This is a genomic window from Arenibacter sp. F20364 (assembly GCF_023015905.1).
Classification (GTDB): domain Bacteria; phylum Bacteroidota; class Bacteroidia; order Flavobacteriales; family Flavobacteriaceae; genus Arenibacter.
Genome location: NZ_JALKBD010000010.1, coordinates 125,603 through 142,542, shown reverse-complemented (window position 1 = coordinate 142,542; position 16,940 = coordinate 125,603). Strand labels below are relative to the sequence as shown.

The 16,940-nt window shown below is 38.7% G+C and carries 13 protein-coding genes; 4 read left to right on the top strand and 9 right to left on the bottom strand.

What is annotated here, in order from left to right:
* Positions 1-18 precede the first annotated feature (18 nt).
* A complete protein-coding gene (locus tag MWU84_RS10485) occupies positions 19-465 on the top strand; it encodes a hypothetical protein (protein ID WP_246901409.1) in 447 nt (148 codons plus the stop codon).
* Between the two features lie 163 nt (positions 466-628).
* Here the strand turns inward: MWU84_RS10485 and trxB are convergent, their stop codons facing one another.
* Both trxB and MWU84_RS10475 read right to left on the bottom strand, forming a co-directional pair.
* The gene (gene trxB, locus MWU84_RS10480; protein WP_246901407.1) at positions 629-1,597 is read right to left on the bottom strand and encodes a thioredoxin-disulfide reductase; all 969 of its coding nucleotides are present in this window, start codon (positions 1,595-1,597) and stop codon (positions 629-631) included.
* Between the two features lie 257 nt (positions 1,598-1,854).
* Positions 1,855-2,703, bottom strand: coding sequence for a universal stress protein (locus tag MWU84_RS10475; RefSeq protein ID WP_246901404.1), 849 nt, complete (start codon positions 2,701-2,703; stop codon positions 1,855-1,857).
* A gap of 333 nt (positions 2,704-3,036) precedes the next feature.
* Here MWU84_RS10475 and MWU84_RS10470 point away from each other — a divergent pair, with 333 nt between their 5' ends.
* From MWU84_RS10470 to MWU84_RS10460, 3 genes are all read left to right on the top strand, one after another.
* The gene (locus MWU84_RS10470) at positions 3,037-3,930 is read left to right on the top strand and encodes a J domain-containing protein (RefSeq protein ID WP_246901401.1); all 894 of its coding nucleotides are present in this window, start codon (positions 3,037-3,039) and stop codon (positions 3,928-3,930) included.
* A gap of 67 nt (positions 3,931-3,997) precedes the next feature.
* Entirely contained in the window at positions 3,998-4,285 is a 288-nt protein-coding gene (locus MWU84_RS10465) for a chaperone modulator CbpM (protein WP_246901399.1), read from the top strand.
* 217 nt (positions 4,286-4,502) lie between these two features.
* Positions 4,503-4,730 (top strand): hypothetical protein, encoded by a 228-nt coding sequence (locus MWU84_RS10460; RefSeq protein ID WP_246901397.1) that lies wholly within the window; start codon positions 4,503-4,505, stop codon positions 4,728-4,730.
* Positions 4,731-4,780: 50 nt separating this feature from the next.
* On the opposite strand, the gene MWU84_RS10455 is transcribed toward MWU84_RS10460, so the two are convergent.
* The 7 genes from MWU84_RS10455 to MWU84_RS10425 all read right to left on the bottom strand — a co-directional run bounded on the left by MWU84_RS10455 (position 4,781) and on the right by MWU84_RS10425 (position 16,805).
* Positions 4,781-5,824: a UDP-glucose--hexose-1-phosphate uridylyltransferase gene (locus tag MWU84_RS10455; protein WP_246901481.1), complete on the bottom strand. Its 1,044-nt coding sequence runs from the start codon at positions 5,822-5,824 to the stop codon at positions 4,781-4,783.
* Positions 5,824-6,960 (bottom strand): galactokinase, encoded by a 1,137-nt coding sequence (galK, locus tag MWU84_RS10450; RefSeq protein ID WP_246901396.1) that lies wholly within the window; start codon positions 6,958-6,960, stop codon positions 5,824-5,826. Before galK ends, MWU84_RS10455 begins: the two co-directional genes overlap by 1 nt.
* Positions 6,961-7,116: 156 nt before the next feature.
* Positions 7,117-8,256: a formylglycine-generating enzyme family protein gene (locus MWU84_RS10445; protein ID WP_246901393.1), complete on the bottom strand. Its 1,140-nt coding sequence runs from the start codon at positions 8,254-8,256 to the stop codon at positions 7,117-7,119.
* A gap of 44 nt (positions 8,257-8,300) precedes the next feature.
* Positions 8,301-9,260: a M28 family peptidase gene (locus MWU84_RS10440; RefSeq protein ID WP_246901391.1), complete on the bottom strand. Its 960-nt coding sequence runs from the start codon at positions 9,258-9,260 to the stop codon at positions 8,301-8,303.
* 236 nt (positions 9,261-9,496) lie between these two features.
* Positions 9,497-11,053, bottom strand: coding sequence for an arylsulfatase (locus tag MWU84_RS10435; RefSeq protein WP_246901389.1), 1,557 nt, complete (start codon positions 11,051-11,053; stop codon positions 9,497-9,499).
* A 206-nt stretch (positions 11,054-11,259) separates the two neighbouring features.
* Positions 11,260-12,666: a DUF3472 domain-containing protein gene (locus tag MWU84_RS10430; RefSeq protein WP_246901387.1), complete on the bottom strand. Its 1,407-nt coding sequence runs from the start codon at positions 12,664-12,666 to the stop codon at positions 11,260-11,262.
* Positions 12,667-12,704: 38 nt separating this feature from the next.
* Positions 12,705-16,805: an ATP-binding protein gene (locus MWU84_RS10425; RefSeq protein WP_246901385.1), complete on the bottom strand. Its 4,101-nt coding sequence runs from the start codon at positions 16,803-16,805 to the stop codon at positions 12,705-12,707.
* Positions 16,806-16,940: the final 135 nt, after the last annotated feature.

Here is a 16,940-nt window from a genome sequence, read left to right as displayed (position 1 = left end):
CTCGTAAATAAAATGAACATGAAAAAAATACTTGGAATAGTTTTCTTGATGTTATTTTTGGTATCCGCTACTGAAATTACATCTACAAAAAATCAAAACCCAAAAACCCTTGAAGGTACTTGGGAATTAGTCAGTTTTAACAATTACGATGGCAACGATGTCGTAAAAACCATACCTCCAACGGATGGTTACCGTCAAATTAAAATGTATTACAATGGAAAAGTTATGTGGACAAGATACGTTCCTACAGATTCCATTGAATGGTTCGGCTATGGTTCTTATTCAGCCACTGATAGCACCTTGACAGAAAAATTGGAATATATGTCGGCATCCTTAAAGAAGATTGCCAATGAAAACATGGAATGGCATATGGAACTCCAATTAGAGGGCGACAAATACAGCCAAATCTTTATTGATGCCGATGGGAACCGAATTAATTCTGAAAACTACAAACGCCTTAACTAAATTTAAGTCCTAAAATACCTTTCTGGTTAAGGATCACAAATTTACGCCCCATGACTAAAAAAACGATCTGTACTCGGAACATAAGTTCTAAGTACAGATTGTTTTCCATTGCCCGAAATTCAAGTAATTTAGTGAATATAGGACATCCTTAGTAATATATTGTCTAAGAAGAAACTTCTTGATGTGTTTCAATGGTGGCCAGATATCTCTCGGCATCAAGCGCCGCCATACAACCAGTACCTGCAGCTGTAACTGCCTGTCTATATTCCTTATCCTGGACATCGCCACTGGCGAAAACCCCGGGCTTGCTAGTCTTGGTCGTCTTACCTTGGGTAATTAAATATCCAGTTTCATCCATTTCCAATTGTCCTTTAAAAATATCGGTATTTGGTTTATGACCTATGGCAATAAACAACCCGGTAATGGCTATATCCTCTTTTTCTCCGGTAATATTGTTGACCATTCTTAAGCCTTCTACAACCTGATCGCCCAATACGGTATCTACTTCCGTATTATAACGAATTTCAATATTGTCCAAGCTGTTCACCCTATGTTGCATAGCTTTTGAAGCACGCATTTCGTCCCTTCGTACCAACATGGTCACTTTTTTACAAATATTGGCCAAATAGGAAGCCTCTTCAGCAGCAGTGTCCCCAGCTCCAACTATAGCTACTTCCTGTCCTTTGTAAAAGAAACCATCACATACGGCACATGCCGAGACTCCACCTCCTCGAAGTTTTTGTTCACTAGGGATACCCAAATACTTTGCTGTAGCCCCGGTTGAAATAATTACTGTTTCCGCTTCTATAACCTTATTGTCGTCTATGGTAACCTTATGTATACCACCTACTTCATCACTAAAATCCACGGCGGTAGCCATACCAATACGCACCTCGGTACCAAACCTTTCAGCCTGTTGCTGTAATTGCATCATCATTGTAGGTCCGTCCACTCCTTCTGGGTATCCAGGAAAGTTATCCACCTCTGTTGTCGTAGTCAATTGTCCTCCAGGTTCCATTCCAGTATACAATACCGGCTTAAGATCTGCCCTTGACGCATATATAGCTGCCGTATAGCCTGCAGGTCCCGAACCAATAATCAACGTTTTTAAACGCTCCACTTTTTCTGTCATAATAAAAATCTTCTATTATACTTGTTATTAAACAAAAGTAGGATTTTCAATAAAAACCTTACATCAAAAGTTATAAAAAGTTATTATTAAACTAGAGGTATATACTATGGATGCCCCCATGTAACGGAAAGAAGTCATTTTGTTGTAAAATTGGAAATACCTCTCTAATAAATTTTTAAACAAAGGTTTGTTTAAGCATGAAACGGATTGGGAATCCAGTAGAAAATATTGAAACCCGTTGGTGGACCTTAATATAGCTATCCCAACAAATGATAAGGCAATACTAAAAATGGGATACTTGAATGAAAACCTATTTGATTTATTACGGGCTTTAAAAATAGATTCTCCAGAAAACTATGCTTATTCTTTACCATGACCAGCATCTGGGGATGCAACTCTGATTGAATACTATTTATACCCTCAATAATTCCTTGATCCGGTAATTCATGAAACCTATGTGCAGTTTTCGAAAGTAACTGTTCCAATTTGTTCTTGTTCTTTTTCTGTTCTGGGTTAAGTTCATAACCGGAACGCACATGCATAATTTCCAATGTTGATTTATGCATGCCAACAATAAACAATACCTCCTTGATTAACCCTACATTATAATCAATTTCATAGTCCGTTGGAAATAGGATCGTTTTTGGCATTTTAACGTCATAGTCAAAGGGTATGGCCAATACAGGGCATTTCGCCCTCTTAATGGTATGTACCGTACTACTGCCCAAGAATATTTCTTTTGCTCCTGTAGCTCCTTGGGTACCCATGATTAAAAGATCTATTTTTTTATTTTCTACGAGTTCGTCAATGGCCTCAATTAGTACACTGAAGGCACTGTAGGTCTTAAAATGATGTTTCGTATTTTTGAATTCTGAAATCACCTTTAATTTTAATTCTTCCAATTTTGTCTCGGAATCTGTACGATAAATATCCCCTAATCCCAATTGCCCTGGACTGTGCAATAAATACTCGGATTGATAAATAGCTGGAGTATAGGTGTGCAATAAATGAAAGGTACAATTCTCATTTTCAAGTAAACGCATTGCATAGGAAATGGCCTTATAGGCATTATCCGAAAAATCCGTGGGTATCAAAATATTTTTCATGTCTTCGTTTTTTAATTGTCCTAAATCATGGTACAGGATTGGCTGCAACAATTAGCTCTTGTAGTCTTAAAATATTTGAGGGACACAGTTAACGGACACAAAGCCAAATAAAATTCAAGTCCCTTTGTATATAATTTTACAATAAATGTAAAGAGAAGAAAGCGATTAATTCATGATTTTAATCAGTTTGAAGCAACATGGATTTTTATAATTTTACCTCGGTGTTTATTACAGTTACGAATATATTTGGAAAAGGGTTGGTTTAAATACCCGTTCCGATAATCCATTAACATTTGGTTCAACGTTAGTAATAAAGAATTAAATAACTGCTAGGTGAAATTTATAGACTATTACAAAATATTGGGATTGGACAAAAGCGCCAGCCAGAGCGACATTAAAAAGGCGTATAGAAAATTGGCCAGAAAACATCATCCAGATGTTAACCCCAATGATAAGGAGGCCGAAAAAAAGTTTAAGGAAATCAATGAAGCCAATGAAGTACTAAGTGATCCTGAAAAACGTAAAAAATACGATAAATACGGAAAGGACTGGGAACATGCGGAAGAGTTTGAAAAAGCAAGGGCTTCCCAACAATCGGCCTATGGCAGAGGTTCAGAAGGCTATTCGCAGAGTTATGGGGAACATGATTTCTCGGATTTTTTCGAATCTATGTTTGGAGGTTCCGGTGGCTTTTCAGGAAGGGGCAGGGCCCGTTTTAGAGGCCAGGATCTAAACGCTGAAATAAAAATACACCTGAGGGATGTTTATAAAACACATAAGCAGACACTAAATGTAAACGGTAAAAATATCAGGATTACCGTCCCGGCAGGAATCGAAAATGGGCAGACCATAAAGATCAGCGGTCATGGCGGCCCGGGACATCAAGGAGGGCCTAAAGGAGACCTTTACATTACCTTTGGCATCATAAACGACACGGCTTTTAAACGGGATGGCAACAACCTGTACACCACGGTCAATCTCGACCTATATAAGGCACTCTTGGGCGGTGAAATAATGGTGAACACCTTTGACGGACAGGTTAAGCTAAATGTTAAGCCTGAAACGCAGAACGGCACCAAAATTAAATTAAAAGGCAAAGGCTTCCCTGTATATAAAAAACCCGACGCTTTTGGGGATTTATATATTACTTACAACCTTGTTACCCCTACCAATTTAACGGACAAGGAAAAAGAGCTTTTTAAGGAACTGGCGAAACTGAGAAAATAGTATTATCCATGAAAAGAGAAAGCTGCCCAAGGGCATCAAATAATCACAACTACCAAATTTAATCCTTATGGAACAGGAATATATACTTATTACCGACTTCTGTATGAGTCACAATATAGAAACCCATTTCGTAATGGAACTTTACGAGTTTGGGCTAGTAGACGTTGTGGTCAAAGAAAATGTACAATATCTCCCGATTCAGCAGTTACCAAAAGCAGAAAAAATTCTCAGGCTACATTCCGATCTGGATATCAACTTGGAAGGCATAGCCGTTATTACAAGGCTATTAAATAGAATGGAAAAAATGCAAGATGAAATTACACAGCTCAAAAATAAACTAGACCTATATGAATAAGGTTAAACGGCCAAACGAACTGTATTGACAAATTCGAATGAAAAAGACAACAAGATTTTTCCAACGTTTGAACAACAACTATTCAAACTAAATACATATTCTTAGCTGTTTAAGGGAAGAAAATCTCAATATAATCAACCAATACTGATTTATATCATTTTGGAAGAGGTAATGCTTGTCTAGTTTTGGACTTTTATTAATCTAAAACCTTAATCCCATGACAGCATTGATTAAAGTTGAACAGCTTATTTCCGAGGAAAACAAAAATGTTATTACCCGAAACCTAAGTCGTATTTTGGATTTAAGAATCTTGGACATTGATACCTTCAATAAGACAATAGCACTCGTCTACGACAATCCCTTTGTATTGGACAAGGCAAAAAAGGAATTGTGCCGCGTGGGATATTCCCTTCAAACCCCAGCCCATCCATTAAGCTCTATTTAGACTGTAGGCCCTGTGGACATTCTATATTTTTATGCTAAAACTTACCTCATTTAATCCAAGAGACTATAATGTAAATCTGATAATGATTTCATTGTTTCAGCTGCCTGTTCGGCCGTAATATCCCGTTGAGGATTGGCAAACATTTCATAACCCACCATAAATTTTTTCACAGTAGCCGATCGTAACAAGGGAGGATAAAATGACATATGAAAATGCCATTCCGGATGTTCTTGGCCGTCCGTTGGTGCCTGATGTATACCTGCTGAATAAGGGAAAGAAGTATTAAATATATTATCGTACTTAACCGTAAGTTGTTTAAGTATTTCGGCATAGGCCTGCTTTTCATCTTCGGTAAGTAGCGCAATGTTGGCAATTTTTCTTTTGGGTAGGATCATTGTCTCGTATGGCCACACCGCCCAATATGGGATAAGAGCTACAAAATGTTCATTTTCGAGAAGGATGCGTTCGTCCAACTTTAATTCCTGTTCTATATAATCCTCTAAAATACTTCTACCGTGCTTTTCCCAATGGGCCTTTAAATTGCCTATTTTTTTATGTACTTCTTGCGGTATTTTATTCTGGGCCCATATTTGCCCGTGAGGATGGGGATTGCTACACCCCATTATACTCCCTTTATTTTCAAAAATTTGAACGTGATTAATTCCTTCCTTACTGCCCAACTCCATATACTCTTTTTGCCATAGCGAAATTACATCTACTATGTCGGATACGTTCATTAATGGCAAAGTTTTGGAATGGTCAGGAGAAAAACAGACCACTTTACATATTCCTGACTCAGATTCTGCATAAAGTAAACCATTCTCATAGCTTTCTTCCTTTACATCAGGCAATAACGCTGAAAAATCATTGATAAATGAAAAAGGTTTTTGATAATCCGGATTAATGCCCCCGCCCATTCTTCCGTTGGTGGGACATAGGTAGCATGAAGGGTCATAGGCCGGAAGGTCTGTTACGGTACTTTTCTCGGTCTTTCCCTGCCAAGGTCTTTTGGTTCTATGGGGGGATACCAAAATCCATTCTCCTGTAAGAATATTTAGTCTCCTATGGGGGCTGTCATTAAAATTAGTTGGCATCATAATTCATTCTTTATGTAAGTTCCAGCACTAGGTTTTACCTCAAATGCCTCCAATTCAATATTAAATGCCGCTTTGTACGCCTTGGTTGCGGCTTCCACAAAATCATTTACCTTGTCCTTATGAACTATGTTTAGCGTGCAACCTCCAAATCCACCACCAGTTTGTCTAGCCCCTAACACAGCATCATACTGCTTGGAAAAATCAACCAAAAAATCGGACTCAGGGCAACTTACTTCGTACAATTTGCTAATTCCATCATGTGCTTCGTATAACAATGCTCCAAAAAGCTTCAAATCATTATCCTTCAAAGCCTTGGCCGTCTTCAATACCCTGTCATTCTCACTAACAATAAAAGAACATCTTTTGAACAGTGTGGTATCCATCTCCTCCTTATATTCCTGAAGCACAGTAGGGGTTACATCCCTCAAAGACCTTACTTCATTATGTTGCACACTTATGATGGCTACACCCTCTTCACACTCCCGCTTCCTAGTGTTGTATTCACTGGAAGCCAAGTTGTGGGAGACTTTTGTATTAAGCATTATCATCTTATACGGGTCTATATTTATGGGGATTTGCTGATGCTCCAGTGTCTTGCAATCCAACAAAATAACGTGTCCCTTTTCACTCATTACAGAAGCAAATTGATCCATGATTCCACATTGGGTTCCTACAAAGGTATGCTCCGCCTTTTGCGAAAGTTGCACAATATCCATTTTGGAAAGTCCTAGATCAAACAGTTCATTAAGACCAAAGGCCAGTCCACATTCTAAAGCGGCGGAAGAACTAAGACCTGAACCCATTGGTAATTTACTTTCAATGGTACAGTCGAACCCTCTTAACTTATCCGTTCTCAACAAAATTTCATTTAATACGCCCAATATGTAATTTTCCCATTCCACATTGCTCCTTGCAATTTTATCCAATTGAAGGGTGAACCCGGTATTGTAACCCAAACTAAAAAGGTTACATTCCTTATCCGAATTGTTCCTAATGAATTTAAAAGTAATTTTCTTCTCAATGGCCGTAGGCAATACATAGCCAAGGTTATAATCTGTATGCTCTCCTATCAAATTGATTCTTCCAGGGGATTCAACGACTAGTTCAGGGGTGAAATTTTCAGGAAACGGCATATACTTTAAGTGTATTAGGCCGCAAATATAAAAAATATTTTTTATAAACGTATAATTTACATTTATAATAAATGAGTATAAAGCAAAACCTCTCAACAAAAAAATCCCCTAGGCAACGCCAAAGGGGATTTAATATCTTCGAAATAATAGTAATTGTTATTCTTCCTTTGTAAGCATATCTACTGTAGCTACTGTCCTAAATCCCAAATGCTCCAAGGAAGAATCCAAGCTGGAAGCCATTCTGGAGGATATCCTGTAACTGGCGCAATAGGAGGCATTACATAGAAAAGACCCGCCCCTCATTACCTTTTCTTTGGCATAGGGCATATTGGGGTTGTACGGAGTGGCTGCTCCTTGAGGATTTACCACTGGAGTACCCAATGCAGCCAATTCATTGTAATAATTGGTATTGTACCAATCACTGGTCCATTCCCAGACATTTCCGGCCATATCGTACAGTCCAAAATCATTTGGAGGGTAAGATTTTACTTTAGAACGCTTTTCAAATCCATCGGCCCTATTATTGTCCACTGGAAACTCCCCTTCCCAAGTATTTGCCATTTGGGACAAATTGGAATCGTCATCACCCCAGAAATAGATACTTTCGGTTTTATTACCTCTAGCAGCCCTTTCCCATTCAGCTTCGGTAGGCAATCTTCTTCCCGCCCATTCGCAATAGGCCTGGGCATCTTCGTAGGCCACTTGCACTACTGGTTCGTTATCTTTCCCCTTGATAGAACTTCCAGGCCCATTGGGATGTTTCCAGTTGGCCCCAATAGTCCAGTTCCACCACTGTGAAAAGTCATAAAGGTTGGGCACTGATGTCTTGGTTTTTTTAAAGGTCAAAGAACCGGGTTGTAAAATGGAATCATGGGGTTTGGGAGTACCCTCTGGAACCTGAGTTTTCATTTCCTCCCAATCAATTGCCCGCTCTGCAACAGTAATATAGCCTGTTTCCTTTACGAACTTAGCAAATTGTGCGTTGGTTACCTCCGTAACATCCATAAAAAATCCGTCCACTTTTATCTGGTGCGCAGGTTTCTCATGGGCCATGGCCATTTTGTCCTGGGGTACGGCACCTTGAATAAACTCACCCCCGGGAATCCATACCATGCCATCCGGTGCCTTTATATTTTCCGGTTTTTCTATCAAAATAGGAGTTGTGTCGACTACCGATTCCGCAACCTCAGTCATTGGGGCACTACTTTCAACCTTATCGACCGACTTCTTATCCTCCTTACATTGCACCATCAAAGCCAATATAAAAAGGACACCTAAAACATTAATTTTTTGCATTCTATAGTTTTTAATCCTTACAAATGTAAAGAACCAAAATGATTCTAATCCCCTTGCGGAATAAATTTCATGTCATAAGGTGTTGAACCCACTTTCATAATGGCATTAAATATATACTGGCAAACCCGTTTTTGACCCTCAAAGTTAATCAGGTCAACCGTATCCTCAGGGGTATGGTATTGTGGATGCCCACCTGTATGGATTCCTAGTACGGAAATATTTTTTTTATAAAAGGATACATGATCCGAACCTCCTACAGAACCAGCATGTACTACAGGCGACAAGCCCAATGGAGGCCCCAAATCCTTCATTAACTCTACTCCCCCTGGAAAGGTTCCGGCTCCGCCCATATAGACCTGCTTGGCATCGTTTAACCGGCCAACCATATCCATATTGATCATTAATTTAATTTGTGATAAAGGCACCCCAGGGTTATCTGCAAAATACTTACTGCCCAAAAGTCCCTGTTCTTCTGCTCCAAAAGCGACCAACAAAACACTTCTTTTTAACTCGGTCCTGTGGGCCATTAGCTTCTCCCCTATTTCCAATAGAGCTGAAGTCCCGCTTGCGTTATCATCCGCTCCGTGGTGGATATCAATTTTATCCGATTTAGAGGATGGACCACCACCCATACCCAAATGATCATAATGGGCACCTAGTACTACAAATTCATTTTTTAGTATGGGATCATTGCCCTCAATATAGCCAATAACGTTCCAAGTTTTAACAGCCTCTTTGGGTTTGTCTCCTTTCTTCACCCTTAACGGGGCAGTAAACGGCTGCTTATAGGATTTCAAAAAGGAAGATATCCCCGACTTTTTAAAATCCTTTTTAATATAATTCACAACCCTTTTATTGATTTTTCCCCCGGGATATCTCCCCGAATTTTTATCAGCCGTTAAATAGGTAATATGTCCTTTTAGTTCATCAGTAGTAATGTCATCCTGTGCTTGTAACAGTCCAAAATGAAAACAACAGGAGAATAACGTAAAATATAATCGCATCAAACAAAATATTAATGGGCCAACAGGCCTTTTTATCGATCAACAAAGTTAGTACTTAGCCTCAATAATTAATACAAAGATATTAAACCTCACGGCAAACCCTGAACCCTATAATAGGAATCGACCCAAGGGTCGAGGTATTGAACCTAGATCTTGCCGAAAAAGGCGGGATTAGTTCAATTTTCAGTGCGTCTTACTGACTTCTCAAAATTGAGCTTCACTAATAAAAAAGGTTCTTACAACCCGTCCTTAAGTGCAGGAATCCTAAATTTTTCAATGCTGGGTTCAGTATGCTGGGTTTCCAGAATTTTGGCTGCCTTTTCCAGTATTTCTGGATGTTGATCCGCCACATTTGTTGTTTCCTTTATATCTGTCCTAAGGTTATACAATTCCAAGGTGGGCTTATTCTTTTTGTCCTTTAGATGGGATTTTACCACTTTCCAATCGCCCATTCTAATCGCCAATTGGCCTCCATATTCCGGAAATTCCCAGTAAAGAAAGTCGTGCTGCTGTTGATTATCCTGTGAAAGTAAGGTGGGCAAAAAGCTAAGTCCGTCCGTATAACCGGGGGCCTCATAACCCGCAACATCGGCCAAAGTGGCCATAACATCATAATGTGCAGAAATGTGATCCGTTATACTGGCCGCTTTTATTTGTCCGGGCCAAGTTGCAATCATAGGTACCCTAATTCCCCCTTCATAAACAAAGCCTTTTCCTCTTCCGTACTCACTTCTAAATGGTTTTGCACTATCAAACCAAGGCGAGTCGGTTCCACCATTAAAAGTGGGACCATTGTCTGAAGTAAATATAATAAGGGTATTGTCATAGAGTCCGTCCTCCTTCAACTTGGCCACTAGTTTTCCTATATTCTCATCGAGGTAGGAAACCATAGCAGCGTAACCGGCATGTGGGTTTTTATGGGGGAAATACCCCCTATTTCCCAGATAAGGTTCTTCATCCCCAAACTTATCAATGTAGTAATCTACCCATTTTTGTGGAGCTTGGATGGCGGCATGCGGTATAGGGGTAGCCCAATAAACAAAAAATGGGTTCTCCTTATTCCTATCAACAAACCCCTCTAGCTCTTTAAACATAATATCTGGAGCATACTCCTTTAATGTAAAGGGAGCGTAACTGGCGGGGTCATCAATGTCTGCCCCTTCGGGTAATTTGGTATTGGGCGCAATGGTGTCGTTATTTAAATGAATCCTATTTTCATTCTTGTATAAATGCAGTGGATAATAAGTGTGGGCTTGGCGTTGACAGTTAAATCCAACGAAATAATCAAAGCCCATTGTGGTAGGTATGGAATTGGTATGTGGGGCACCAAGTCCCCATTTCCCGAACATGGCCGTGCTGTAGCCTGCTTCCTTTAACTTTTTAGCGATTGTAATGGTGCTATCCGGCATAGGACGTTGCCCTTCTAGGACAGAATCTTTGGCCATGGCCTTGTAGTTCCATACCTCGCCACGTTCTCCCCATTCCTCATTACCGCGAATATGGGCGCGCCCGGAATGGGTACCTGTTAGCAACATATAGCGCGCCGGGGCGCAAACTGGGGCACTGGTGTAGTGTTGGGTAAACAACATACCTTCCTTTGCCAGGGCATCAATATTGGGGGTTTCAATTTTTTCCTGACCATAGGCACCCACTTCGGCATAGCCAAGGTCATCCGCCAAAATGTAGATTATGTTGGGTTTGGGTGAGGACGTCATACTAGACTCCTTTTTACTTTCATCCTTACAGGATAATAGGGCTAATGGAATTAAAATTAGATAGCTTATTTTTTTCATGCTTATATTATTTCTGGTTTCTGGTTTCTGGTTTCTGGTTTCTGGTTTCTAAGTAATGCGTGCTACCCTAAATGACCAACTTCCAATAATCATTATTGAAAAGGAGATTGGATACTATTTCGAATTAACACATTGCCAAAATGATACATTGATCAATTAATACATAGACACATTACTAAATATCATATTTCCAACTTAATACATTACTATTGCAATAATTTCTCCAGCAAAGAAAAATCTATTACTGGGGCAGTTCCATTGGCTGTTCTTTCATGGAAGGTATCTATAGTGGTCATTTCATTAATAAATCCACAATTCTTCATAAAGAATTTGTTTCCAACGGCCCCTCCGGCATAATCTTCCCTAGAACCTTTCCTTGCGGTGGCATCTGCCGTGAATTTAGCCTTGGTAAGTTCATGCCACTGTCCTTTGGTATCCATGATCCATTGGTTGGTATATTTTGCCATTCTGGAAATATGGCCAACTTCGGTTCTGAAATTCTCCAAAAAAGAATGTGGCCTTTTTAAATAAGTGCTGGTATATGGCCTTCTAAAACTGGCAATAAAATTCCATTTATCCATTTCCGGGTCATAGAAATAGGCGGTATAATCCGTAGAATTATTTACAGAAGGCTCACCCTTCAATAAGAATTTGTAGGTCTTGCCCGCCTTCCAGTTGAATACCTTATAACTTTGTCCACCAGAACCTTCATTCCCAAATTCGCCCGTAGTAACACCTTCCCCTTTTCCCAACATAATAATTCTATATTCTTCAGGAATACTTTTTGGGTCTTGGGTCTCGAACGGACTCCAGACCGAAAACAGGATTCTCCTTTCTGTCTCCGAATTTACCTGCATTCCAAAATACCCCTCTCCGAAGCCGTTGGCCATGTAATAGGATCCAATAACATCCTCTTTTTCAGGGACCGTTATTTCATTATAAAACCAAAGAATATCCGTGTTTTCGGGAGTAGTGTAACTTAAATGTACAGATGGCCCCCTTCTACCCCAGTAAAAGTCTTCTTTTACGTAAGTAAGCTCACCATTGGCCGCCTGGCCGCCAATAAGTACCTCATTGACATCCCCGAAATTGCTTGCTGTTTTTTCCAATCCCTGTAGTTCCACGTAGTGATAGCCAGGTGTGGTAAGCTTAAACACGCCCACATCAATAGTTTCAAAATCTTTATTGGAAACTTGGATCTCCTTTGTGGTTCCGTCCAAGGTAACTTTGATTTTAGAAGTACTGTCCATCACTTTTAGATTTAGGCCCACATTCAATTGCCCTACTTGGTCGGTTTTAAAATAAGTTCTTATAACCGTATTGGTATCATTCCAGTTCCTTATTCCCTCATCAGAAATAAGATGGCGACTATCCCTAACTTCATTTACCACCCAGCTATTGCCTCCTGGTTTTAAAGTTTCGGTAAAACTTAGTTCTTCCAAGCGTATCTCTTCTGCATTATCCTGCTTGGATAAGGTAGTACATGAGCCCAGCACGAATAGTAACCCTAGACTCATTATATTTTTATAGCCCATACCTCTTAACATAGTGTTTTTAATAGCCATTTTTGTAGACTTGGCTGCAACATTGGTTGTTGTTATTATATTGACCATTGAAATCTTTACAGTTAATTTTGAATGTCCTGTCCAAATCAAATTAATTTAAAGCCTTCATTATTGCCTACATTTCCCTTTAACTTTCTGGGGCTCGTACCAAACTCTTTTTTAAAGCATTTTGAAAAATATTTAGGATCATTGAAGCCCACTAAAAACGCAGCCTCGGATACGGAGTAATTACAATCTCCAATTAAAACAGCCGCCTTTTTAAGGCGCATGGTTCTTACAAAGTCGACAATTTTTTTGCCCGTTAACCCCTGAAATTTTCTGTAAATGGCAGAATAACTCATATTTAATTCATTTGATAAGTCTTCCGTTTTAAAATCGGGATTGCTAATCTGATTTTCAACAAGATTTACCAGATTTTCCAGAAAAATTTCATCTTGGGACCTATTTCCTCCAACTTTGGGCGCAGTGATCAAGTCATTCTTATATTTCATAATTAACCGATCGCTCCTAGTGATGATGTTGTTCACTTTTAACACCAACTCGTTGATATTAAAAGGTTTATTTATATACTCAATGGCCCCTGTACGCAGTCCGAGTAATTTATTCTTGGATGTTTTTTTGGCCGTCAGTAGGACAATTGGAATATGGGTGGTTAGCTCATTCTTTTGAAGGATTCTACTCAATTCAATACCATCCATTTTCGGCATCATGATATCGCTAATGATCAGGTCAGGATTATGCTCCAAGGCCAAGGCATAACCTTCTTCCCCATTTTCTGCCAAGAGAACATTATAGTAATCATGAAAAATATCCTTCAGGGATATTTGTAGTTCATAATTATCCTCTACTACCAATATGGTCTTCCCCAGTTTAGCTGAACTTGTACCTATAATCTCCTCCTTCAGACCATAATCAACATCCTCAACTCCAACAATAGCCTCTTCCAAGGTAAGCTCCTTTTGCAAACTTTCATTCTTATTTTTATCAATCGGAAAACTTACACTGAAACAAGTTCCCTTAACCGGGTCCGATTTTACATCAATCTTACCATGGTGCAGATCCACCAGCTCTTTTGTAAGGGCCAAGCCGATTCCTGTTCCCACTTTTTGCTTTCCTGAATCTGCTTGATAAAACAATTGAAAAATATTATCGAGTTCTTCGGATGGGATTCCCTGTCCTGAATCTGTTACCGATATTTTTACATTTCCTTCCCAATCCTCCACAATCATATCTAAAGCAATAGTACCCCCTTTGGGCGTAAACTTGAAGGCGTTGGACAGTAGGTTAAAGAAAATATGATCCATTTTATCCTTATCGTACCACATTTTCAACTCGTCATTGGGGTAACTACATTTAAAATGAATACGTTTAAATTTGGCCTGTTCCATAAACGATTCCGTAATCGCCTTCAGGTCTTCGGTCAGATTATTTTGCGAAGGCCTAAGGACTAATCTTTCCAGTTCCTTATCTCTAAGCGAAGTGAGCTCAAAAACAATTCTTGACAAACGATTGGCATTGTTGGATATTGAGCGTAGTCTTTGTTGCAACAGTACATTACCACTTTTCATAGCACGTTGTAACATGTTTTCCAAGGGAATCAAAATCAAGGTCAAAGGGGTTTGGATTTCATGGGACATCTTGGCAAAGAAATCCATTTTTAGGGCATAAAGCTCCCTTTCATGTCGATGTTTTAGCTGATCGGCAATAACTTTATTTCTAAGTCTTATCCAAATAACAATTCCATATATCAATCCAAACGCCAGTAGTACATAGAACATTTTGGCCAAAGGAGTTTTCCAAAATGGTTGTAATATTTGGATCGTAACCGATTTGGGTTCGATGTCCCATTGGCCGTTCCCTGAACTGGCCTTGACTTCAAAAATATATTGTCCAGGAGGAATGTTAGTGTAGGTAGCCAAACGTTCCTGATCTGTACCTATCCATTTATCATTAAAACCTTTAAGCCTATAGGCATAATTAAAATTAGGAAAAAGTACATTATCAAGGGCCAAAAAACGAAAGGCAAAAGAGGATTGGTCATAATTCAATTCCAAATGCTTCAACTTCTCAACCCCCTCGGTAATTTGTTCCGGAATAACTGAAATAGCCGGCTGATTTAAAATATCTATATCCTCTATTAATATTTTAACTCCCGTACTATCTTTTTGTAGTTGCTCTGGAAAAAAGTAATTTACCCCATTTAAACCTCCAAAATACAAATACCCATTGCCATCCTTATGGACACTCCGTTGCATAAAGGTATTGTCTTGAATACCATCACTTTTTTGAAATACAGTAGTTGTGGAATCTTTCAAATTGTATTTCCAAATACCATTGGTTGATGCCAACCAGACATTTTCTTCATTATCAAGAACAACAGACCTAAATATAGTATTATCATAAGTCCCATTCATTTTTACCCTATGAAACTCCTGATCGGCAATATTAAATTGGGTAAGATCGCCATTTACCAAGACCATCCAAATAGTGTCACCCCTATCGGCTGACATGGACCAAATATCATATTTCTTATTTGTAATATGTTCGTTCTCAAGGTCGGTAAACCTTGTAAATTGAGATTCTGTTATATTTTCCATATCCTCATCGAACCTAAATAACCCACCACGATTGTAGGCTAGCCATATTGTCCCGAGGGCATCTTCCACGACCGATTGTGAAATTGGCCCGACCAAACCTGATGTTCCATTTTCAAAATAGGCCAACATTGTATCTCTCCCTGAAAATAAATAAATTCCCAAGTCGGTAGTTACCCACAATCGGTCTTTAGAATCTTTGAAAATAAATCGAACGTCGGAAACCTCGTTCTTTTTTGAATTCCTTAGACGAATTTTGGAAAAACTATTTGAACGTGGATTAAAAAGAATTAATCCATTTTGATAGGTTCCTATCCATATATTTCCTTCTTGATCCTGATTAATGGAATGAATGTAATATCCCTTATTACTGTCTAAATTTTCGAAAAATTGCTCCTCTGCCCCGTTCGGGTTTATTTTGGTTATACCTTCGCCATCAGTACCAATCCATAATGTTCCATCTTTTGCCCTAAAGGAAGACAGAACCCTAGTTGGCTTTTCGTTAATTGAACCGGAATGGTAATTAACATGCTTATTCTTATTCCTTAAAATATTTAGATCTCCGTAATTGGTGACCACCCATAGATTATTATTTAGATCCTCATTTATATCCAATACTGTATTGCTACTAAGGGAAAAACGATTTAGTATATTATTTTTCAAAATACTTATACTACCATCATCCGGGTCAATTTTGTAAAGACCATTACCATCTGTGCCCATCCAAATATTCCCCAGATAATCTTTATATATTATCTTAAAAACTTCATATAATTTTGACTTGGATTCTTTATCGAAAATTTGATTTTGCACGAAGGATTTTTTCTGAAAATCATAAACATGCAATCCAAAACTTGGATAGGACGAGGCTATCCAAAGCCTATCCATATTATCCATCGTTAAAAAAAAACTGGCAGGTAAGCTATAATTATAGGGGAAACCGATGGTATCCAACTTCCTCTTGTTTACTGAATATGTATAAATTGGCCCACGGTAGGTACTTAAAATTATTTCCTCGGATTTTCTAACAATCATGGAATTGATCACTGATCCATCCGGGGCAATATTAGGTATGGTCGTAATACTGTCCATTGCACCTTTGGTATGGTTGTAAGAAAGTATTAAACCCTGTAGCGTTGCTAAAAAAAGGTTATTCCCATTACTTTTTGCTGTATAGACCCTATGTCGTTTTTGAAAACCCTCTATCCTAGTGTCTATGGAAGAAAATTTACCGTTTTTTTCTAAAAAAGATAACTGACCATTTACGGACAATGCCCAAATTGTACCCTGACCAACCTTAAAAATACTTTTAACCTGATCCGAACCAATTTTATCCCCAAAAATTTGATCAGAGGGAATAAACTTAAAATTGTACCCATCGTATTTTGAAATACCGTTAACATGGGCCAACCACATAAAACCAAGACTATCCTGAACGGTATGAGTCACTTTTACTCCTTGGTTTTCTAGTTTAAAAGGTAGATGCACAAAATTGGAAGGATTTTGACCATAACAAAGTGAACAAAAAACCAGCGCCAAAATTAGCACATCAATTTTTCCATTCTTTATAAATCTCCTATTCAACAAATGCATTTAACTCATTATTAAACCATCACCTAACTACCCAACAAATATACCCAATATTAGGCCTAACCTTAAGTAGATAAATTCCTCAAAAAGGTGGAAAAAAACTTCAAATATCCGAATTATCCGAAAATTTACCCCTAG

Coding starts and splice junctions, on each gene's coding strand:
- MWU84_RS10465 (WP_246901399.1), top strand. CDS start 3,998: ATGGAACAGGAATATATACTTATTACCGACTTCTGTATGAGTCACAAT.
- MWU84_RS10435 (WP_246901389.1), bottom strand. CDS start 11,053: ATGAAAAAAATAAGCTATCTAATTTTAATTCCATTAGCCCTATTATCC.
- MWU84_RS10430 (WP_246901387.1), bottom strand. CDS start 12,666: ATGGTCAATATAATAACAACAACCAATGTTGCAGCCAAGTCTACAAAA.
- galK (WP_246901396.1), bottom strand. CDS start 6,960: ATGCCGTTTCCTGAAAATTTCACCCCTGAACTAGTCGTTGAATCCCCT.
- MWU84_RS10440 (WP_246901391.1), bottom strand. CDS start 9,260: ATGCGATTATATTTTACGTTATTCTCCTGTTGTTTTCATTTTGGACTG.
- MWU84_RS10445 (WP_246901393.1), bottom strand. CDS start 8,256: ATGCAAAAAATTAATGTTTTAGGTGTCCTTTTTATATTGGCTTTGATG.
- trxB (WP_246901407.1), bottom strand. CDS start 1,597: ATGACAGAAAAAGTGGAGCGTTTAAAAACGTTGATTATTGGTTCGGGA.
- MWU84_RS10425 (WP_246901385.1), bottom strand. CDS start 16,805: ATGCATTTGTTGAATAGGAGATTTATAAAGAATGGAAAAATTGATGTG.
- MWU84_RS10475 (WP_246901404.1), bottom strand. CDS start 2,703: ATGAAAAATATTTTGATACCCACGGATTTTTCGGATAATGCCTATAAG.
- MWU84_RS10455 (WP_246901481.1), bottom strand. CDS start 5,824: ATGCCAACTAATTTTAATGACAGCCCCCATAGGAGACTAAATATTCTT.
- MWU84_RS10485 (WP_246901409.1), top strand. CDS start 19: ATGAAAAAAATACTTGGAATAGTTTTCTTGATGTTATTTTTGGTATCC.
- MWU84_RS10460 (WP_246901397.1), top strand. CDS start 4,503: ATGACAGCATTGATTAAAGTTGAACAGCTTATTTCCGAGGAAAACAAA.